This is a genomic window from Algoriphagus sp. AK58 (assembly GCF_014324365.1).
GTDB lineage: Bacteria > Bacteroidota > Bacteroidia > Cytophagales > Cyclobacteriaceae > Algoriphagus.
In genome coordinates, this window is the sequence record NZ_QEIG01000032.1 from 1 (window position 1) to 22426 (window position 22426).

Annotated in this window: 13 protein-coding genes; 11 read left to right on the forward strand and 2 right to left on the reverse strand. The window is 46.9% G+C overall.

Annotation, left to right across the window (positions count from 1 at the left end; translation table 11 throughout):
* Positions 1 to 361: 361 nt before the first annotated feature.
* Positions 362 to 3673 carry a hypothetical protein gene (locus DDT91_RS20015; protein WP_187177979.1) on the reverse strand — a complete coding sequence of 1104 codons (3312 nt, stop codon included), beginning with the start codon at positions 3671 to 3673 and terminating at the stop codon, positions 362 to 364.
* 377 nt (positions 3674 to 4050) lie between these two features.
* On the opposite strand from DDT91_RS20015, the gene DDT91_RS20020 reads away from it, so the two are divergent.
* The 10 genes from DDT91_RS20020 to DDT91_RS20065 all read left to right on the forward strand — a co-directional run bounded on the left by DDT91_RS20020 (position 4051) and on the right by DDT91_RS20065 (position 20153).
* Positions 4051 to 4665, forward strand: a complete 615-nt coding sequence (locus DDT91_RS20020) for an RNA polymerase sigma factor (protein ID WP_187177980.1) — start codon at positions 4051 to 4053, stop codon at positions 4663 to 4665.
* A 330-nt stretch (positions 4666 to 4995) separates the two neighbouring features.
* Entirely contained in the window at positions 4996 to 6018 is a 1023-nt protein-coding gene (locus DDT91_RS20025; protein ID WP_187177981.1) for a FecR family protein, read from the forward strand.
* Positions 6019 to 6172: 154 nt separating this feature from the next.
* Positions 6173 to 9661 carry a TonB-dependent receptor gene (locus DDT91_RS20030; RefSeq protein WP_255502205.1) on the forward strand — a complete coding sequence of 1163 codons (3489 nt, stop codon included), beginning with the start codon at positions 6173 to 6175 and terminating at the stop codon, positions 9659 to 9661.
* A gap of 13 nt (positions 9662 to 9674) precedes the next feature.
* Positions 9675 to 11138 (forward strand): RagB/SusD family nutrient uptake outer membrane protein, encoded by a 1464-nt coding sequence (locus DDT91_RS20035; protein WP_187177982.1) that lies wholly within the window; start codon positions 9675 to 9677, stop codon positions 11136 to 11138.
* A 448-nt stretch (positions 11139 to 11586) separates the two neighbouring features.
* A complete protein-coding gene (locus DDT91_RS20040) occupies positions 11587 to 13047 on the forward strand; it encodes a BNR-4 repeat-containing protein (RefSeq protein ID WP_187177983.1) in 1461 nt (486 codons plus the stop codon).
* On the forward strand, positions 13044 to 14528 hold the full coding sequence (locus DDT91_RS20045) for a PQQ-dependent sugar dehydrogenase (RefSeq protein ID WP_187177984.1): 1485 nt from the start codon (positions 13044 to 13046) through the stop codon (positions 14526 to 14528). The genes DDT91_RS20040 and DDT91_RS20045 overlap by 4 nt, the downstream gene beginning before the upstream one ends.
* On the forward strand, positions 14528 to 15733 hold the full coding sequence (locus DDT91_RS20050; protein ID WP_187177985.1) for an Nramp family divalent metal transporter: 1206 nt from the start codon (positions 14528 to 14530) through the stop codon (positions 15731 to 15733). Before DDT91_RS20045 ends, DDT91_RS20050 begins: the two co-directional genes overlap by 1 nt.
* 375 nt (positions 15734 to 16108) lie before the next feature.
* Positions 16109 to 17125, forward strand: a complete 1017-nt coding sequence (locus tag DDT91_RS20055) for an NAD(P)-dependent oxidoreductase (protein WP_187177986.1) — start codon at positions 16109 to 16111, stop codon at positions 17123 to 17125.
* A 5-nt stretch (positions 17126 to 17130) separates the two neighbouring features.
* A complete protein-coding gene (locus tag DDT91_RS20060) occupies positions 17131 to 18195 on the forward strand; it encodes a dihydrodipicolinate synthase family protein (RefSeq protein ID WP_187177987.1) in 1065 nt (354 codons plus the stop codon).
* Positions 18192 to 20153, forward strand: a complete 1962-nt coding sequence (locus tag DDT91_RS20065; protein WP_255502206.1) for a DUF5074 domain-containing protein — start codon at positions 18192 to 18194, stop codon at positions 20151 to 20153. The genes DDT91_RS20060 and DDT91_RS20065 overlap by 4 nt, the downstream gene beginning before the upstream one ends.
* A 382-nt stretch (positions 20154 to 20535) precedes the next feature.
* On the opposite strand, the gene DDT91_RS20070 is transcribed toward DDT91_RS20065, so the two are convergent.
* Complete coding sequence (locus DDT91_RS20070) at positions 20536 to 21465, reverse strand: GNAT family N-acetyltransferase (RefSeq protein ID WP_187177988.1); 930 nt, start codon at positions 21463 to 21465, stop codon at positions 20536 to 20538.
* Positions 21466 to 21613: 148 nt separating this feature from the next.
* Between DDT91_RS20070 and DDT91_RS20075 the strand changes: the two genes are divergently transcribed.
* Positions 21614 to 22426: a polysaccharide biosynthesis/export family protein gene (locus DDT91_RS20075; RefSeq protein ID WP_187177989.1), complete on the forward strand. Its 813-nt coding sequence runs from the start codon at positions 21614 to 21616 to the stop codon at positions 22424 to 22426.

Here is a 22426-nt window from a genome sequence, read left to right on the forward strand (position 1 = left end):
TGGTTAACATCTTACTGACTTCGAGTCTTTGTGGCAAAAAATAATACTCCATGAATTTGTAACCCCCGATTCCATTCCCCACCTATCTGCCATGCCTGTTCGCCCTGGTGTAGCGGATTCGGCGTTCGACAGGTACCAGTCGAAATTGTCCGGCTTTTCTGGTTAAAAAACTAACCAGAAAGCCGGACAACCTACCTCCGGCAGGCAGGAAAACTGGACAAACTGATAAATAGACAACTTAACTCAGGTAGACAAGCCCGAAAACGGAACAACTAGCCAACTGGATATTCAGACAACCAGACAACTTCCCCAATTTTCACCCCATCAGGTGCTTAAGCTATTTATCCTAGATGACTTTTGATTACCTGGGTAGAATTATCTTGGTGTCTAATGCAGCTCCTTTTATGGTGTCGATCTTGGAGGTACTCAACACCCCGGTACTCAACACCCCCGAATTACGCAGCCTGATGCCACCTTCCAGATCAAGGTTAAACTGAGCCTTTGTTTTCAGCTTGTTGCTCAGATCATAGACTTCCGTAGAAATTCGTGAAGTAGCAGTACCTCCCGAACTGACAATATCTATTCCTTCAATTCCTGGCTGAACCGAAAAAACCAATTCCCTGTCTTTCCCGGTAGGAATATTTTCGATTTTGGTACGGATAATCTCCTGTCCGATTTTCTGACTTAACTCAACCTCGTAAAGTTTGGCTTCCTTACTCAAAATGGAAACCTGACTTTCCTGAGAACCTAATTTTCTGGCCTGAAATAATTCGATTTCTCCTGTCTTAAAGGCTGTATTGTATCGCAGTTCTCCATTCAGATTGGCGATACCATAGCTGAATGGACTGGTTTTCTTTGCCCGGATTTGATGGTTGAAATTGTTGGACAGACCAAATCCTTTCTGCATGTAAATATTTCCCCCCATTACCCCATTTAGACCATGGAAAGGAATAAACATCTGATGTCTTCTGGAAGCCTCTCCCTGACTGAGTTTTCCCCCGTTTAGATTGTTGCCGGATGAATCGGTCAGTGCAACGGTTTCCCCACTGTCAGCAAAGATTAAAACGGATCCGGTCAACAAAAGAAGTATGGCATCCCAAATCGGAGTCCTGGGCTCCCCACTGAGAATAAACCAAGGCATATAATGAAATCTCCCCCCAGTCCAGGCAGTTCCTGAATACGTCCGCCCATTGTTGTAATTGAAACTGTTGGTCCTGGCATTGATGTGGATGGTACGGTTCCCATCCAGATTGTTGGGGTCAAAACAGTCGATATACCAATTGTCGCCCTCTTTACGCCACCTGTGGGGATAAATACAGTGAGGTGCCCCGCTAAAATCATAATTCTGGGAAATGCAGATCACCGGTTTGTTCCCGATCGAATTGAAATACTCGGTTTCCGAAAATACCCGCTTGGGATCATGGGTATTCCCGGTGATAAATTGTCCGACAAACCACCAGATCGCATTGGCGCCTACCTGGTATTGATGCTTGATATTGAATTCCCGCTCTGTTTGAGCCCAGGTAAATCGGTTTAAAGGTTTTCCATACCGGCTCATGCATTTCAGAGCATAGATTCCCTCCAAAGACATTCCAAAGCAATTTCCGCTGGCTGCCAATCCCTTGACTACCAGTTCGTAAAATAAAGACTTGAGGGATACATGGTCGAAAAAGTTAACCCCTTTGGTCACATCTGAAAACGCATCCGCATAAGTATCCCAAGAGATCGTACTTGTCCCTCGGTTGGATGCTCCCCAAAAAAAGTAATTCCGGTCCGGAATGGCTCCCTGAGGAATTCTGGGTCGAACCGACCAGTCTAGCTTCAGCCCATGACTACCGCCTGCTCTGTTGAAAATTCCCTGCGTACCCAAAAGTCCCCAAGCGTTTGAGGCGGAAAGGGTTTGCCTGTAAAAGCCAAGATTATCATCCCCTCCACCAAATGGTCTACCATTGTCACTGTCCCAAGCCTGAAACTCCAATACCACGGTCTGATGGATTTGATTGGGCGTGAAAATCCGGTTGACGGTATGATTCAATGTCGCCTCCGTGGTGTTGGAATAGGTTCCGGAATTAGGTTTGACCGAACTGTGCACTTGGTGCCCGTTTTCTAAGACAATGATCTTGGCGTAGATATCACTGTCATCTTTGAAAATGATGTCGTCATCCGCATCCCGTGTGGAAACCCTTTGAAGATGAATTTCAAAAGGATAACAGATAAATGTTCCATGACTGGGAAACCAGACTATGGAGCCGTTTTTGAAAGTGTTCATCCTAGCTCCGGCAGCACCCGGAACGTTCTCCTCATTGGAGGTTGGAAAACCAAGCGCACTCAGTGGACCTCCGATAAGATCATAATTTTCCCTGATCGCTCCATAAATTTCATAGGCCCCCGTCGAAGCACTCCAATAAATATCACAAGCCTCAAATTCGGATATTTTACCAATGACCAAAGTCCCGTTTTTCACATCGAGTTCATTGGAGATCGGAAAACCTTTTTTGACCGGACCGCCCAGAGCCAGATACCTTTCTAATATCAATCCATGTACCTCAAATGCTCTGGGAGAACCATTTTTATGATACATCCTTCCTCTTTGGAAAACCTGCTGTCGCCCGCTGCCGACTGCACTGTATCTGCCAATCGGCAAGCCAATTACCGAACTGTCCGCTCCCAAAGATTCATATTCCAAATACATTTCACCCACTACCGGATAGGCCCTACTTGAGGAAGACCAGTAAATGGCTCCTCGCTGAAATACCGATTTCCGGACCCCACTGAGTCTTCCGTCAACCTCATCACTGATCAGAGCCCCAAGTTCATTAGACAGAGCCGTTCCCAAGGCCTCATAGGCAGCAAGTATTTCCCCGTAAATAGCAAAAGCTCCAAAACTGGGATGATATTGGATCACTCCCCTTTCAAACTTTCTGAAAAAGCTTCCTGCTCGGCTTTGGATGCTTCCAAGGGGATTGCCTAAATCCCGGTCTTTCTTGAAATCCTGGTATTTATAACTGATATGCCAGGCAGGAAGAGTTCGTTGTTGATCCAGTTCGTTCTCCAATTCCAATGGAAGGCCATGGGTGAGTTCCAAAAATGCCATTTCTCCAATAAGTGCATTTCGCACTCCGTCCACCCAGGTTCCTATAAAGGCTGTCGATCCAGTTCCCGGCTTGAGTTCCCCTTTGGGAAATGCATGGATGACTCTGGATCTGCCATCAATTTTTACCAACAGGGTATCTAGATCATAGCCGATTTCCAATCTGACCCAACTTCCAACACTCATTTCATAGTCAAACTTGGTGATGGCCGAACTCCAGCCATATTCTTTGGTGTGGACGGAAGCGTGAAGGAAATATTTGCCCGGAGCAGAACCAGGCATGGCAAACACGGAAAAAGGGAGAGAGTTGGCCTCAAATAGGTTGATTCTGCCCGATGGGTTTTCCGTGATTCTAAAAATAAGCCTTAGGGAAAATTGCCTCAGATCCAACTCCTCTTTGGCTAGCGAAACTCGAATACCTCCCGTACCATTGAAAATAAATGAAGAGGGAAAATCTCCCCAACCGCTTACTCTCCCTGGACCTTGACCCAAAGTGCAGTTTTTGACTTGGGCTTGTTTCGTTCCGTCTGCATTTGAAAGTGACAAATCTGTAAAACGATAGGATAAAATTGATGTTGACATAAAAGTTTGATTTTAGTGAAACAATTGAATTATTCAAATAATTAATAATCAGAAAGTTACAAAGTTTTAATTCGTATTTCCAGCACGTTTTGAGCTTAAAAAATCTGGAAAAAGACCAAAGCGAAAATTTATTTTATTGATTTTTACTAAAAATGGATTTCCTGATCAAACTGCTTTAAGCCTTTACCTAAGCACTCCACTAATAGAATGCAAGTCACTCCACCCCCCGAACGTCGAACCCTAAACTCTTAACCCTTTAACGAGTAACGCTTAACCTTTAATCTTCAACGATCCTCCACACCGCCTCCCGACTTCCCATTATTTAGTTTTGTTCAATCGATATAAATTGTTTCTTTTGATCGTACGCACTATCAGAAATGGCAACAGACTCCTTAGAGCATCGTCAACTTGTAATCCAATTGTCCTTAGGCGATGAAAAAGCTTTTGAGAAGTTGTATTTCCTGTTTTCGGAAAAGATCTACCATATCTCCCGAAAAATGAACCTAAGTCATGAAGATGCGGAAGGGGTAGTGCAGGAGGTTTTTTTAAAGATTTGGAAAAACAGATCAAAGCTCGATCCAGAGCTCTCGATCAATGCCTACCTCATTGCCATTGTCCGGTCATTGGTTATCAAAAAAGCCAAAAAAGATGCCCGATTCTTCGCATTCCAGCAATACAAAATCCCCTTGATTCAACAAATTGCTTCCCCCGGTGCCGACGATGAGCTGATCTTCTCGGAGTTTAGTCAACTCACCAGGGAGATCATTGAAAAGCTTCCTCCCGCTCAGAAAAAAATATTCCAGCTCCGCTACTTCGAAAACCTAAGTGTGGCAGAGATCGCCGATCAACTCAATATCTCCAAACGGACGGTAGAAAATCAGATTTTCCGTGCCACTTCAGCCGTGAGGGAAAAACTTACCAAACTCAAGATCATTTCCTCAGGCCTGTTGTTTTTTGTGGTCGATTCCCTTCTTTTGGCCTTGATGGATTGAGCAAGGTAGTTTCAAGAAGCAAGAATCAAGAGACAAGACCGAAGAATCAAAACCCTTCGATATTCGATATTAAAAAGTTCGAAGTTCGTGTTCTGTGGAGTTCGACATTCGAAGTTCATCATTTGACATTCGATATTTATTACCTTAAATCTATCTTTCAGTCCTTGCAGATGACGCTTTAACGCTTAACAATTAACGTTTAACGATCAAGAACTAACCCCGACAACTTCCAGACTTCCATACTCCCATCCAAAAAAAAACAAACTTTTTTTCTTTCCCAGTGAGTAGTTCCGATAGCTTAAGGGTATATGATCCAGTAATCGACCTCTCATGGATCACAAAAAGCGAATTGATGATTTTTATTCGGGAAAACTGAGCCCCCAAGAAGCTCTCGAATTCCTCGAATGGCTGGAAAGCCCCGAAGCGGAAGAGTTTCTTTCGGCGGAGATCATCCAACTCTGGAGCGAAAAAATCAAATCCCAAGACTATACCTGGGACAATAACTTACTTTGGCAGAAGATCAACTCAGAGAAATCAGGATATGCCAAGCCTTTTATCAGCAAATCCCAACCGCTGAAAACAAGGATTTCCTTCTCAACTTGGACAAAATATGCGGCCGCACTGGCCTTAATTGCACTTTCAGCTTACGCCTACTTTTCCACCCAACAGCAACCTGAAACTAGGGTTTTAACAGAGGCCACTAGCTCCCCCCAGTGGATTACCCGAACCAACCCTTCGGGACAGAAAACCAAAATCCTCCTTTCGGATGGATCCACCATCTACCTCAATTCCGCAAGTTCGGTTTCCTATCCGGAGGATTTTCAGACCAACCGGAAGGTGAACTTAGAAGGGGAGGCTTTTTTTGAAGTGGCTAAAGATCCCGATCATCCCTTTTCTGTAGAAGCCAAAGGTATTACCACCACTGCACTGGGTACATCCTTCAATATCTCCACCTTCAACCGACAGGATAAAGTGGCAGTCACCCTAGTCACAGGAAAAGTAAAACTACAACAGCTGGGCAACTCCAAGGAGCTCGAACTCAATCCGGGAGAAGAATCCATGCTCGCCGTGGATGAGCCCAATCCCATCAAATACCAAGTCAATACCCGAGATCGAATCCTGTGGATAGATGGAGTACTGAAGTTCCAGAATACCACCTTTCCTGAGATGGTCGACATCCTTCAGCGATGGTATGGAGTCAGTGTGAAAGTCAGTGGAAATCCTTCTTCAGATAAAGCAACGGGTACTTTTGATAATAACGAATCCCTTCGCAATGTGCTTCATGTCCTCAGCGAATCCATGGGTTTCACCTATCAGCTCAATGAAAAAGAAGTCTTTATTCACTTTAAGTAAATCCTGCCTATGAATAAATGAAAGCTGAATAAAAAAAAACAGGAGCGTACGGCTATACACTCCTGTGAAAATCAAAACACGGCACCCAAGGATTGAAGATTCGCGGTCTGGCATCCTGAGGGTATTTCTATGTTTCAACTTACCATTCCAAATTATGAAAAAAATCCTACCGTTAATAGTCATGTCTATTAAGATGCTAGTTCGGGGAGTAGCTGTCCTCTGCCTGACCTTGAGTCCGCTCATGGCTAGTACCTCTGAAGCTCAGGTCAAGAGCATCGATGAAGTACACCTGAAGTTGGAAAAAAACAGTTATTCTATCCTTCAGCTTTTTCAGGAAATCGAGCGAAAAACCGATTTCAAATTCTTTTACACCCAGCAGGCTGTAAAAAACGCACCGACCATCGCCTCCATTAATACTTCCGCCAGTGTGGAAGAACACCTGGTAGAGGTAGCCAAGCAGACTAATCTCCGCTTCAAACAGGTCAACAATACCATTTCTGTCATTCCCGCAAGCAATCAAACCCAAGATCTGATTACCAAAGAAATCCAATTTGCAACGATAAAAGGGAAAGTCACAGATGAGACAGGCGCACCGATTCCCGGTGTGACAGTTCTTCTTCAGGGAACTACCAGTGGTACAGTCACCGATATCGATGGTAACTACACCATCGAAGCATCTGAAGGTCAGGTATTGGTTTTCTCCTTTATTGGCTATCAGACCCTCAGTAGGGTAGTGGGTACTTCCTCTATCCTTGATGTGCGCTTGGCTGTGGAAGAAAACAACCTGCAGGAATTTGTGGTCATCGGCTACGGTACCATTCAGAAAAAAGATATTACTGGCTCCGTAAGTGCAATCAATTCGGATAAGATCAGAGATCAACAGGTTCCCAGCCTAGACTTGGCGATGGCCGGTCAGATGGCGGGTGTGGTAGTCACCCAATCTACAGGTGCACCGGGTGGAGGGGCCAGCGTGCGAATCAGAGGTGCAGGTTCACTCAGTGCCGGAAATGAGCCACTCTATGTGGTTGACGGATTTCCGGTGACTAATGATTTTGACCAAAGAAACAACCCGCTCAATACCATAAACCCATCCGATATCGACAATATTCAGGTGCTGAAAGATGCATCGGCTACGGCGATCTACGGTTCCAGAGGTGCCAATGGGGTGATTTTGATTACCACCAAATCAGGTAAAAACGGTACTTCCCGAATCGACTTTAACGTCAGCACAGGCGTGCAGCAAGTGGAAAAACTGGTTGACGTATTGAATGCAAGGGAATTTGCGGCTTACATCAATGAGTCCAGAAATAATGCCTGGGTCAATTCCGGTCCAAATAGACTGGCTACCGATCCCAATTCGGTCAGACTCAACAACGTGATGTATTTGCTTCCTGAGGTATTCCAAAATCCGGAATCTCTGGGCGAAGGTACCAACTGGCAGAAGGAAATCTTCCGTACTGCAAGGATGAACAACTACCAGCTCAACTTTTCTGGAGGTAATGACAAGACCAAATATTTTGTCTCAGCAGGCTATCTTGATCAGCAGGGTGTAATTATCAATTCTGACCTCAAGCGCTATTCCTTCCGCGTCAACGTGGAGTCTCAGATGAATAAAAGAGTAAAAGTAGGCGCCAATATCACGCCATCTTATACCTTCTCAAATCAGTCTTTGGCTGAAGGCAACTGGCAGGGGGGAGGCATCATCCAATCCGCTATCACCGCGGCACCTCACCTGACTCCTTATGATGAATTTGGCAATTACACCAAGGTGACGGGACAAGGTATCGGCCTCTCTGAAGTGGATAATCCGGTAAAAATTGCCCGGGAATATTTCCATCAGCAAGGAACACTCAGACTCTTGGGTACTGCTTTCGCAGAATATTCCATCCTGGACAACCTGAAGTTTAAAACCTTGGTGGGTGGAGACATCCGAAATTTCCGTGAAGATATTTTCTCCAATTCACTCATCAATCCAAACAGTGTCAACCCTACCAAACCTGCTGTAGGAACCAATGCAACCAGTCAAACCAGAAACTGGCTTGCTGAATTTACCTTGAGCTATGCCAAGTCATTTGGCAAGCATAATGTTGATGCAGTTTTGGGTTATACTGCTCAAAATGAGTTGCTTGACGTGAATCGTATGACGGGAACCAACTTCCCGAATGACAATATCAAAACGATCAATGCCGCTGGTCTCATCACCAGTGCCTTCAACACCAAAGAAGAATGGTCTTTGCTTTCTTATCTGGCAAGGGTGAACTACAACTTCGATGACCGATACCTTTTGACGGCTACATTCCGTCGGGATGGTTCTTCCCGTTTTGGAGTAGATAGCCGTTGGGGTTCTTTCCCATCCGTTTCTTTGGGTTGGAGAATTTCGGAGGAAAACTTCATGAGCGAGGTAAGCTGGATTTCAGAGCTGCGTCTCCGTGCCAGTACCGGTTTGACCGGGAATAATTTCATTGCCAACTATGGGGCAATTGGTCTTACTGCTCAGGAAAATTACATCTTCGGTGCCAATGGTGGAGTACTCAACAACGGGATTCGACTTGCCAATATTCCAAACAGTAGACTGGGTTGGGAAACCAACCGTCAGACGGATATCGGGGTGGAGTTTGGTGTGATGCAAAACCGCTTCTACCTCTCAGCGGATTATTACCAAAAGCGTACCTCTGACCTTCTCTTGAATGTGCCTGTTCCCACCCTCACGGGTTACAATACGGCGCTTCAAAACATCGGAGAAATCCTCAACAAAGGTTTAGAATTCACGGTAACCAGCCGCAATACGGTTGGAGCTTTCAAGTGGACGACGGATTTCAACATCTCTACCAACAATATCAGCGTGCAAGCTTTGGGGCCGGATGGTTCTCCGATCATCTCCAGACAAGTGACTTCCGCCTCCTCACCGACTCACATTACGCAGATCGGTTCTGAGCCCGGAAGCTACTATGGATATCAAGTGGTAGGTGTCTACCAAAACCAGCAGGATCTGGACAGCAGTCCGGTAATACTCAACGGTAACGGAACAGTACAGTCCAAGCCTGGCCAACTCAAATTTGCCGATATCAACGGGGATGGAGTCATTACTACAGCCGATCGTACTGTCTTGGGAAGTCCTTTCCCGGACTATACCTACGGGATGACCAATTCATTCAATTACAAGAGTTTTGACTTCTCATTTACCCTTCAGGGTGTGCAGGGTTTCGAAGTACTCAATCTAGCCAGAAGATACTATGGCAATTACTCCGGTACCTATAATGTGCTCAGAAGTACATCTAATGGCTGGATGTCAGAGACGGATCGTGGTGATGGGGTTTCTCCTCAGATTGACCGAAACTTCAATGCCTTGGCAGGAAGCAATGTGGTGAATAACGTAACCTCCTTGTTTGTGGAAGACGGCTCTTTCCTGAGAATCCGAAATATCACACTCGGCTACAATCTGCCTCAACCATCTCTTCAGAAGTTGAAACTCTCCAGCGCCAGACTCAGCTTTACTGTGCAAAACGCCTTCACATTCACCAAATACGAAGGATATAATCCTGAAGTGAGTGCCCAAGGCGGAAGTACCCTGGTGCCAGGAGTGGATGCAGGGGGATATCCTTTGGCCCGTTCCTTTATGTTTGGTTTAAATGTTGGCTTCTAATCTGATTCTCACTATGAAAAATTATAAAATTATTTTCGCAGCAGGAGCTTTGGCCCTCATGACGGCCACCGGATGCAGCAGTGATTTTCTGGATTTGGCTCCTATTTCCCAGCAAAACAGCAACAACTTCTACAAGACTCCGGAGGACATGAAAAATGCCCTCACAGCAGTGTATGGTTCCTTACAGTATGGAGGACAGTATTATTCTTCCATGCACATCATCGGCGAACTGCGCTCTGACAATACCGAAATCACTAACCCCGCAGCAGGGGCAGACCAGCAGGCGGTGGATGATTTTACCAATGTGCCAGTCACTTCGATCAGCTCCAATACCTGGAATGCCCACTACCAGGGAATTCAGGCAGCGAATATTTTGATCGACAAAATCCAGCCGATCCAGATGGATGCCGCTCTGAAAGCGAGATATATCGGGGAAGCGAAATTCCTTCGTGCGATGATGTACTTCAACCTGGTAAGGATCTATGGAGACGTGCCTTTGGTCACTGTGGTGATCAATAACCCTCAGGAAGGATACGCCTTTGGGCGTGAATCAGCCGATAAAGTATACGAGCAAATCATCGCTGACTTGGTGGATGCAGAGGGAGCACTTCCTTTTTCCTACACCGGTGCTGATATCGGAAGGGCTACCAAAGGTGCCGCCATGTCTTTGCTTGGCAAAGTCTATCTGACCAGAAGACAATGGACACTCGCAGCGGAAAAGCTCAAGCAAGTAATCGATGCAGCAAGTCAAACCAGGTACCAGTTGAGACCAACCTATGCCTCCATCTTTGGACCCGCCAATGAAAATAATACAGAGTCTATTTTCGAGGTCCAGTTTAAAGGTGGTTCCAATGGGGAAGGAAGTCCATTTTCCAACCAGTTTGCTCCAATAGGCTCCGGAACCGCAGTAGTCGCTGTCGGTAATCCCTTGGGACAAAATATTCCCACCGATGAAATGTATCAGTCGTATGAGACTGGAGATTTGAGAAGGGATGTTTCCATGGCAACCAGCTATGTGCTAAGCGGAAGAGAGACCAAGCACAACTACATCCTCAAATACCGCAGCACACCTGCGGCCAACTTGGATGCTGATGTCAACTGGATCGTGCTTCGCTACGCAGACGTGCTCTTGATGTATGCCGAGGCGCTCAATGAAGTGGGGTATGTGGCTAATGGACCCGCTTTCGAGTTCCTCAACCAGATCAGAACCAGAGCCGGGCTTCCAGCCTTGAGTAGCACCAATGCCAATCCATCCTTGAGAATCACAAATCAGACGGAATTCAGATTGGCTGTGGAAAAGGAGAGAAGATCCGAATTGGCTTTTGAAGGTCATCGTTGGTTTGACTTAGTCCGGACCGGAAGAGCAATCGAGGTTTTGGCTTCCAAAGGCATGCAAGCGCATCAGGCCCTGTTCCCGATTCCTCAAAGCCAGATTGATATCAATCCCGGTGTAATGACCCAGAATCCTGGGTATTGATAGCCTGCTGGATAAGATCCAAGGAAGGTTGAATCCTAGTGAAGTATTTGAAAATTAAGCAGTCCCAACTCCCCCTTCCTAAGGGGGCAGGGGGGATTTCCCTTCAAATGCAGAGTAGAAAAGCCAAACCTTAATTTATCCTCCGTATCACTAATTATTTCCTCAAAACCTACTTTCCAGCCTGTCCAATACTTTCTTGGATGGGCGGGCTGGGAGGGGTTTGGGTTTTGGAATGGGAAAAAGAAGACGGAAGACACAAGACATTAGACACAAGACATTAGACACAAGACACTAGACTCAAGATCTTAGACCGAGAAATTAGAAAACCCGGACAACTGGACAACCCGACAACAAGACAACAAGACAACCAATATCTCATTAACCACCCTCAATCTCCCTAACTCCCAAACATCCCAACCCCCAAACTTCCCAACCTCCATTCTCCCTCATGCGACCCATCATCCTACTTTTTCTCCTCACACTGAGCTTCCCAGTACTCGGGCAAAATCCGAAGCTGCTCAATCAGCCGGATACCGGCTATCGGGGCATTTGGTACAGCAACGAGCCTTCCAATGACGAGTACGTGTACAAATACAGCGGAGGCCTGGGCACCTATCCCGCCAATCATTATCCTTTTTCTATTTATGTGAAGGAAGTGAACAAAACCTTCTTCTGCTACGGGGGTGCAGACCCTTCAGGAAATACTCTTCTGCACATGGTGTCTTATTTTGATCACAAAACTGGGATGGTTCCCCGTCCCACCATCGTGCTGGACAAGGAAACCGACAATGCCCATGACAATCCGGTGATGAATATCGATTCGGAGGGATTTATCTGGATTTTCTCCACCGCACATGGTACCAACAGTCCGGCATACATCAGCCGAAGCAAAAAGCCTTATGATATTTCTGAGTTTGAGAGCATTCAGTCCACCAAAGAGGTCAAAGGGCAAAGGGTTCCCATGGACAATTTTTCCTATCTCCAGTCTTGGTACCAATCCGGAAAAGGGTTTTTAAACCTTTTCACTCATTACGAGCGTCAGGTAATTCCCGGCCAACCCTCCAAACCTCGCCGCACCATTGGGTTTATGCGAAGTGCCGATGGAATACACTATTCCGAATGGAAAGACCTAGCCGCAATTTCCGAAGGCCATTACCAAACCAGCGGAATGAAAGGCACCACACTCGGGACAGCCTTCAACTACCATCCCATCAAGGAAGGAGTCAATGGGCTGAACTTCCGCACCAATCTTTACTACCTCGAAACCCGGGATTTTGGAGACTCTTGGCAAACCGCCACCGGAGAAAAAGTCCAGCTTCCGGTGACCGAAGTCCAAGCTCCAGCCTTAGTCGCTGAATATGAATCCAAAGGCCTATTGGTTTATATCAATGACTTGACCTATGATGAAAAGGGCCGTCCCGTCATCGTTTTTGTCACGAGCAAAGGATATGAGGCAGGACCTGAAAAAGGCCCACGCACTTGGCATACCGCTCGATTTACAGGACTGGAATGGGAAATTCTCCCCGTCACCAACTCAGACAATAACTACGATATGGGTTCGCTCTACATCGATGCAAAAGGCGAATGGCGCATCATCGGGCCCACCGCCACCGGACCTCAGCCTTACAATACCGGAGGGGAAATGGTCCTTTGGATCAGCAAAAACCAAGGGAAAACCTGGAAAAGTAAGATCATGACTGCAGGTTCAGAGCGAAATCATTCCTATGCCCGAAGACCGGTCCATGTGCATCCCGATTTCTTCGCCTTTTGGGCGGATGGTCACGGAAGGGAAAAGTCCTTTTCCCAGCTCTATTTCTCGGATAAGAAAGGGAATGTATTTCTCCTGCCTACTCAGATGAATACAGACTTTGCCAAGCCAGTTCAGATCAAACCCAAGTCCAGAAAATGAGTAAGAATTGGTTTTTTGCCCTGGCCTTTTTGGCTTCCTGCCAAACCAAGCTGCCTGAGCTCTCTTTAATTCAATTGGATACCATCCAACTTGCAGCCTCTACGCTAAAAGTGGAGGTGTTGGCCGATTCCTTGAATGTTCCTTGGGATCTCGAGGTGGATTCGGAAGGCTTTCTCTGGATTGCAGAGCAGGAGGGAAAAGTGTCCCGAATCAATCTCCAAACCGGGGAGCAACGCTATCTACTTCAGATTCCTGAGGTTTGGAAAGTCCGCACTTCCGGGCTTTTGGGAATGGTGGCGCATCCTGACTTTTCCAAAAACCCATTCCTTTACCTCAATTACACGGTCAAGAATGATTCGATTATCCGAAGCAAACTGGTCCGATATACTTATAAAGGAGATACGCTCATCGAGCCCAAAGTTTTGCTGGAGATCGAAGGGGGCACCTCTCATAATGGATCCCGCCTGGCTTTTGGCCCGGATGGAAAGCTCTATTGGGCGACCGGAGACAAGCACGATTATACCTATGCCCAAAATCGAGAAAAGCTCAATGGAAAAATCCTCCGTCTCAATCCCGATGGCAGTATCCCGGCAGACAATCCTGACCCAACCAGTGCGGTTTGGGCCTGGGGCTTTCGCAATATGCAGGGCTTGGCCTTCTCTTCTTCGGGTTTGCTTTACACTTCAGAGCACGGAGATGCCATCGAGGATGAGGTCAATTTGATCCAAAAATCCGGCAATTACGGTTGGCCGGCCATCGAAGGAAAGCAGGATTTACCAGCTGAGTTGGAGTTTGCAGCCGCCAATCAAACCATCGAACCCATCCGTTCCTGGACCCCTGTGATTGCACCTGCGGGAATGACTTACTATGGTTCGGAGGCGATTCCTGAATGGAAAAATACCCTGCTGTTGACCACATTAAAAGGCAAAAGCCTCCGGATTCTTTTTTTGAGTGCCGATGGTCAATCCATCCCTTCGGAGGAGATTTTATTTGAAAACCGGTATGGGCGACTGCGGGATGTGGCCGTGGGCCCGGATGGAGCCATTTACCTCAGCACAAGCAATCAGGATTGGAATCCACAGCCGGGTTTTCCCCTTCCCGGAGATGATAAAATTATCAAAATCAGTCCAACCCAAACGCAAAGCACCAATTCCATTTCCCCGGTCAAAGCCACCGAAGTATTGGGCTTGGATGGCGAGCAACTCTACCAAAGCTACTGCGCTTCCTGCCACAAAGCGGATGGGGCAGGAGTGGAGGGTGTTTTTCCTGCTTTGGCAAAAAATCCATGGGTGAGTGGTGATCCCAAACCCCTGATCGAGCTTTTGCTCCAAGGAAAGACTTCGGCCAATGGTGCACAAGCCATGCCTGCCTTTTCCTTCCTCGACAATCGGGAGGCTGCTGAAATCCTGACCTATATCCGCTCGGCTTGGGGCAATCCGTCCAGTCCTATTTCTTCCACCCAAATCGAATCCCTACGCTGATGACTGCCAAATCCAAACTCATTCCCTTCTTTCAAACGCTCGGTCCGGGGATCATTACCGCAGCGTTGGTTTTCGGTCCCAGCAAGATGACCCTCACCTCCAAGCTTGGGGCCAGCTATGGCTATGAGACACTTTGGCTGGTGGTGGTCGCGATTTTCTTCATGCTCATTTTCACTCAAATGGGCGCAAGAATCGGCCTGAGCTCGGATCAAAGCCTCCTTTCGCTGATCCGTCAGAAATGGGGAAAAGTGGCAGGTATTGTCATCGGCTTCGGTGTATTTCTGGTGACCACCTCCTTTCAGGCGGGCAATTCCATCGGTGTAGGCATCGCAGTGGCTGAGGCTACGGATACCCCAACTTGGTTGTGGGTTTTGGTATTCAATCTTTTGGGGATGGGCCTACTCTTCTTCAGAAGCTTTTACAAGACATTGGAAAAGCTGATGATCGCCTTGGTAGGCTTGATGCTCTTTTCCTTTCTGACTACACTCTTTCTTAGCAAGCCTTCTATTAGCGGTATCATCAAGGGCTTTGTGCCTTCGATTCCCTTGGGATCTGCCGGATTGTTGATCGCTTTTGTGGCTTCCTGTTTCTCCATCGTCGGGGCATTTTATCAGGCCTATTTGGTGCAGGAAAGCCGAAAATCCGGTTCCGGACAAACGAGTGCAAAGCGTAGTGCCACCGGGATTTACATCCTCGGAATCATGAGTGCGGTCGTCATCATCTGTGCCGCTGCTGTTCTTCAGCCTCAGGGTATTTCGGTGAATTCCGCTTCGGAAATGTCCAAAGCACTCGAACCTCTTTTTGGTAGTTATGCGGCCCATTTATTCCTGGCGGGGCTATTTGGGGCTTCCTTTTCCTCCTTGGTAGGCAATGCCACCGTGGGCGGAAGTTTGCTCGGCGACGCCTTGGGTTTTGGAAATCAGCTAAGTGGAAAGGCCGTTCGGGGACTGATTGCCTTGGTGATGATCTGTGGGGCAAGCATCTCGCTGATCTTCGGAAAGCTCCCGCTCGAACTCATCATTTTCGCCCAAAGTGTCACCATTTTCCTCGTGCCCTTTATCGGCCTAGCCATGTATGCCGTGGCTAATGACGAAGAAATCATGGGTAAAAAAGTCAATTCTCCTTTTGCCAAAATCGGCGGGGCGATCGGACTCCTACTGCTCTCTGGTCTGGCGGTTTGGAATTTCAATGAATTGTTTTTGTGAGAATCAAGAAGCTAGAGACAATATGCAAGACATAAGACACAAGATACTAGATCATAGACACAAGATGCGAGACTCAAGATCTTAGACCGAGAAATTAGAAAACCCGGACAACTGGACAACTGGACAACCCTGACAACTGGACAACTCGACAACCCGACAACTGGACAACCCGACAACTCGACAACCCGGACAACTCGACAACCCGACAACTGGACAACCCGACAACTGGACAACCCGACAACTGGACAACCCGGACAACTCGACAACCCTGACAACCCGACAACTGGACAGCTCGACAACAAGACAACCAATATCTCAATAACCACCCCCAAACTCCCTAACCCCCAAACTCCCCAACCCCCAAACCTCCTAACAATGAAATCCCTAACCCAACTCGAAAACGATCTTCTTGCACCCTCTACTGCCCTGATTGAGGACATGGCCAAAATCCAAGGTGACATCATCCTGCTTGGCATTGGTGGAAAAATGGGTCCCAGCATGGGGAAACTTGCCGTTCAGGCAGCCCAAGCTGCCGGTGTCAATAAACGCATCATCGGCATTTCCCGGTTTTCCGACCCCAAAGCCAAAGCCCAACTTGAAGCCAATGGCGTAGAAACTATCTCCTGTGACTTGCTCAATGATGCCGAACTCCAAGCCCTTCCCGATGCCCCCAATGTGATTTATCTGGCAGGGAATAAATTTGGCACCACCGGAAATGAATCGTTTACTTGGGCCATGAACGCCTACCTTCCAGGGCGGGTAGCAGAGAAGTACAAAAACTCCAACATCGTCGCTTTTTCCTCAGGAAATGTGCTGCCTTTTGTGCCCGTGACCTCGGGAGGAGCGTCTGAAGAAACGGCTCCCGATCCTCTTGGAGAATACGCCCAATCCTGCCTGGGCCGTGAGCGGATTTTTGAGTATTTCTCCAAAAAAAACCAAACTCCCATGCTGATCTACCGACTCAACTATGCGGTGGATTTCCGGTACGGTGTAGTCATGGAAATCGCCAAATCGGTCAGAGATGGCAAAGCCATAGACCTGCGAACTGAAAACGTCAATGTCATCTGGCAGGGAGACGCCAATGAAATCGCCATTCGCTCCCTTTTGCACTGCGAGACTCCCGCCAAAATCCTCAATGTCACCGGACCGGAGATCCTTTCCACCCGATGGCTAGCCCATCAGTTTGGGCTGAAGTTTGGCAAGGAGCCTGTCTTTGTCAACGAACCTACTGGCACAGCTTTACTCAATAACGCTTCGGAATGCCATCGAATTTTTGGCTATCCACGCGTCACCATCCGCGAGATCATCGACATCACCGCCACCTGGATGCTACAGGGGGGTGAGGAGTTTGGCAAAGCCACCCATTTTCAAGAGAGAGGAGGAAAATTCTAATTACTATGCTAGATCATACCTTAAAACTACACCTTCATCAGGGCACGGTCATTCCTGCCCATCCCTTGGCACTCGATGCCAACCGTCAGTTGGACGAGGCCATGCAACGCCAACTCACCCGCTACTACATCGCCTCCGGTGCAGGAGGAGTAGCGGTGGGGGTGCATTCCACCCAGTTTGAGATCCGGGAACCCCAGCACAATCTCTTCGAAAAAGTACTCGCCCTTGCGGCAGAAGAAGTTGAAAAAGCGGAATTGAAGCGGCCCTTTATCAAAGTGGCCGGAATCTGCGGACCTACACATCAAGCGATCACAGAAGCGGAAACAGCGCTCCGACTAGGCTACGACATGGGACTGCTCAGCATGGGAGGACTGCAAGGCTGGACCGAAGCCCAGATTTTGGATCGGGTTAGAGCGGTGGCAGCTGTCATTCCGGTATTCGGGTTTTACCTACAGCCCTCTGTGGGAGGCCGTATTTTCAGCTATGGATTTTGGGAGCAGTTTGCCGAAATCGAAAACGTGGAGGCCATCAAATGCGCCTCCTTCAACCGCTACCAAACCCTCGATGTGATGCGTGCCGTGGCACAAAGCAGCCGTCGGGATCAGATCGCCATGTACACCGGAAATGATGACAACATTGTGGCGGACTTGCTGACCACCTATCGATTTGAAGTGGGAGGCAAAGTGTATGAAAAAGAATTTGTCGGAGGATTGTTAGGTCATTGGGCGGTGTGGACTCAAAAAGCGGTCGCACTTTTGGAAGAAATCAAAGCCTGTAAATCCAAAGGAACCGGGGAAGACTGGGCCAGACTCTTGACTAAGGGGATTGCCGTGACGGATGTCAATGCGGTCATGTTTGATCCTGCGAATCACTTTCATGGCTGCATTCCGGGAATGCATGAATTCCTTCGCCGACAAGGATTGCTGAAAGGGACTTGGTGTCTCAATCCACAGGAACTCATGTCTCCGGGACAGTCCGAGGAAATCGATCGAGTTTATCGCGATTATCCAGAGCTGCACGATGATGCTTTTGTAAAGCAATTTTTAACCCAATCCTCCCAAGACGCATGAAGAAATTAATCCAAGGTACAGTGATGGCTTTGCTGCTTTTCACTTTTTCCCTACCTACCAAAGCGCAAGTCGATACCACTCGCTTTACTAACCATGGTTCCCAGCTTTTTGCGTCCATGATTCAGGGAAGTGTCTTTGCCAAGGGACCAAATGGGCGTGCATTGGTATATACCGTAGTGCGAGGGGAACCGGCGCATTTGCTCGGATACGATGTGGAAACGCGGGAATTACTTATCGATCAGGCATTACCAAAAGCTGACGGGGCTTGGGATTTGGCTCAGTCCAGCGATGGTACCATTTACGCTCCCGGGGCCAATGGAAGCTTGTTTGCCCATACGCCCGGAACTCAGGAAGTCAAGGATTTGGGAGTGGTATTGGAAGGTGAAAATTACCTTTGGAACCTCACTGCCGGAGTAGATGGGGAAGTTTTTGGAGCTACCTATCCGGGTTGCCGGGTGTTTCGCTATCATCCCAAAGACGGTTTTTCCGATGTGGGAAAGGGGCCTTTGGTCGAAAAAGAAAATTACGTCAGAAGCTTGGCCTACTATCCCAAAACAGGAATGCTCTATGCAGGTGTGGGATCCAAAGCTCACCTGATCGAGCTCAATCCAAAGACGGGTGAAAAGAAGGAATTATTGCCTGAAAAATTCAAAAACTATGAGTTTGTCTATGGATTGGAAATCGTCCCCGGTGTGGATGGGAATGACCGGCTTTTTGCGCTGATTACCAATGGAAGTATCACCTTGGTGTACAACCTGAAAACCCGTGAATTTGAACAGGAAATAGAGGGGATGGACATGCGGGCCATCACCGGAGATCCCAATGGAAAGGCAGTTTACCTGACTTCCAAATCCCAATTGAAGCGATTTGATCCTGCAAAAAACTACCAAACGGCAGAAGTGTTGGGCGAAGAAATCGGCACTGCTCTGGCATTCCACTATGCGGAGGATGGTAAAGTCTACTTCCTCACCTCAGGAGCTAATCTGTTTTCCTTCAATCCCAAGGATAACTCGCTAAGCAAAAACAAGCTTCAAATTCCCGGACAACCGATTCCCATCCATTCTTTGGTCACCGGTCCTGATGGGAAAATCTGGTCAGGCGGCTACCTGGCCGGTGGAAATGCAGCCTACGATCCAAAAACGGGAAAATCCACCTTCCTCCCGGGTTTGGATCAGACGGAGGGAATGTCGGTCTTGGGTGACAAGATTTATTTTGGTATCTATCCCAAGGGGAAATTCTATGTCCACGACACCAAATCCGCTTGGGCACCCAAGGAAGGCAATCCCAAGTTTCTAGGGCAATTTGAAAATCAGAGCCGTGCCTTTGCCCATGCGGTGCTGAAGGACAAAAATCAAGTGGTGTTTGGTATGATTCCGGAATATGGAAAGCTAGGCGGCGCTTTGGTTAAGTTTGATGAGCTAACCGAAAAACTGGATTATTTCCCAAGTCCCGTGGAGAAGCAGGCAATAGCAGGCATCGCTTATACCGGGGAATATGTCTTGGTCGGAACAACTATTTCAGGAGGATTGGGCGTCGCGCCAGAGACGAAAGAAGCGCACTTAGTGGGCTGGAATCCGGAGACTGGGGAAAAGCTATTTGATCTGATTCCAGTGCCTGGTGCTACTGCCTTGACTGGTTTTCTCAACATGCCGGATGGTAGCATTTGGGGTATGGGTGACGGTCAGCTGTTCATCTTTGATCCAAAAAGCAGGCAAGTAAAATCTGTGACCAAGCTTTTTGACTATCCTCCATTCAAAAGCCATATCTGGAGAAGTGCCTTTATGGTGCTCCATCCTGACGGGAATATCTATGGTACGGATTGGGAAAAGCTGTTCAAACTCGACCCGAAATCGCTCGAATTCACCGAACTAGCCAAAGAAGCGGCTTTGTTGGTCATGGGTGAGGATGGAACGCTGTATTTCAAGCGAAAAACAGAATTGTGGTCATTTAGGCCTTGAGATAATTTGATTGGGTAATAAGAAATCAATTACTGGTTTCTAAAAGGTGAAAACCAATGGGCTTCTGGCTCATTGGTTTTTTTGATTTTGATTATCCTGTCTCTTTGTTGACCTCATATCCGTTGACCGATTTTGGAAATTGAGCCTTTTGAAATTTGGCTATTGAGTCAGTTTATCGAGCAAGTCGAAATAGTTCGAAATCCGGTTTTTAAGTTCATCAGCAAATTCAACATGATAACCCGACAACCTATCCCAGGAGGCAAGCCGGACTACCTGATTTTTTGACTGCCTGCCTTCCGGACAAGCAGTCGCACAGCGCAGAAAACCTGATCACTTTACAGTACTGAGACCTTGGAAAACAGACCTTCTGATCCTCCAAGACTTAAAACACTTCCAAATCCCCCAAACTCCAAGCCCAAGGAAGATCCAAAGGATTGATTTCAGGATTAATCTGCTTCAATGTGATCCATGGGCCGATTTTTAAAGCAGGAAGAAATCCTTTCAACAAATGATCATTTTGGGAAAATGCGAGGCCAGAAAGCGTGGTAAACCTTGATTTTTCAACCCGTTCCACTCTTCGGAGGTGGTCGTTGAGCAATTTTTGGTCGATATTTCCTAATGTGAACAGGTCGCAGATTCGAAGTTCCTTACCCCATCGGGTGTCTTTTGTTCGATAGACCAAAAAATAGCTATGGTAATCTGTCAGGATTTTATAGTTCACCACAGGGCATTCCCGGTATCTCCAAGTAAGGTATCCCGGTACCAGATGCGTATGCAATCGACTTGATTCAGGCTCATTACGTTCAATTTGTCGGACGATCAATTCGGCCTTTTCCCAATCTGAAGGTGGAGAGAGCTTTTCTTCACTTCCAAAATAGAAAGTGGGTTTTACTTTGATGGGGAGCCTATCCCATTTTTCCCAACCCATCTTCAGATAACCGGGTGTACTGGATTGGTTTGGGGTATTGAACAGAAGATCCACTCCCTCGATTCTGGATTTATCCAATAATTTCCTTGTCAATTGACTGAATATCCCTTTTCCTTGGAAATCAGGATGAACAGCTGTGTCTACTGCTCTATTAGCACGGATGATTTTTCCTTCCCATCGGTATTCCCAATTCATAAACGCCCTGACTCCGATGAGTTTGTCCTCCGTTACAGCTAGCAGCACTGGGGATTTTCCAAACGGATTGAGCACATGCTTCCAGATCCACAGCGCTTCGGACTTGGGTAGTAGCTGTTCGCCAAGAGACTGTTTCAGGAGTTGGGCTATTTCTGGAATATCATTTTCTGTACCTAGGCGGATAATCATTGGATGAAGATAGCTTTCTGAACAACAAAAAAGTGGAACTTCATTCAGTTTAGCATAGGAATTGTTCTTTTAATTTCATGGGTTTGGCAAATCGGAGGCTGGAAGGGAAATTTGTATATATTTGACCAGTTGTGATGTTAAGATATCAATGAAGAGACTTCTTTTTTACCTCCCAATTCTGTTTTTGGCAGCTTCCTGTATTAGCAACAAGAGGATTACCTATTTGCAAAATCTTTCCGACAGTACTGCTATTGGTTTAGAAGAGTTTATCCCTTTTGCAGAAGTAGAATACAAGTACATTCTCCAGCCTTTTGATATCGTTCAGATTGATTTTGCCAGTTCAGATCCAGAGTTGGTGGAAGGGTTTACCTTTCAGAGACCCTCTCAACAAGGTATGATGGCTGGCGGAGGAGGTCAGGGAAGTGATCCCTTATACATGAATGGGTATTCCATTGATGAGATGGGCATGGTTGAAATTCCCCGAATAGGCAAAGTAAAGATTGGAGGATTAAACGAAGAACAGGCAAAAGACTTGGTTCAGGAAAAAATCAATGCCTATTTCAAAGACGATGTCTATGTGAGGCTAAGAATTGCGGGTATTCGATATACTACCTTAGGGGAATTCAATCGGGTGGGGGTTCAGATTATTTACAAAAACAGAGCAACGATCTTCGATGCTTTAGCCAATTCAGGAGAGACTTCGTTGCTGGGTAAAAAGAATAAAATGTTTCTTATTCGCCAATATGGAGAAGGAACAAAAATTCATCAGATCAATCTGAATGACAGGGCACTGTTGGCTAGCCCCTTTTATTTTATTCAGCCTAATGATATCTTGTATATCGAACCTATGAAGATCCGGCAAATCGGGACAGCAGATAACCTGACTTCTTCCCTAGCTCTTTTTGCCGGAATATTGGCATCTGTACTTTTAATAATAAATTTGGTTACCGGGGAAATTTAA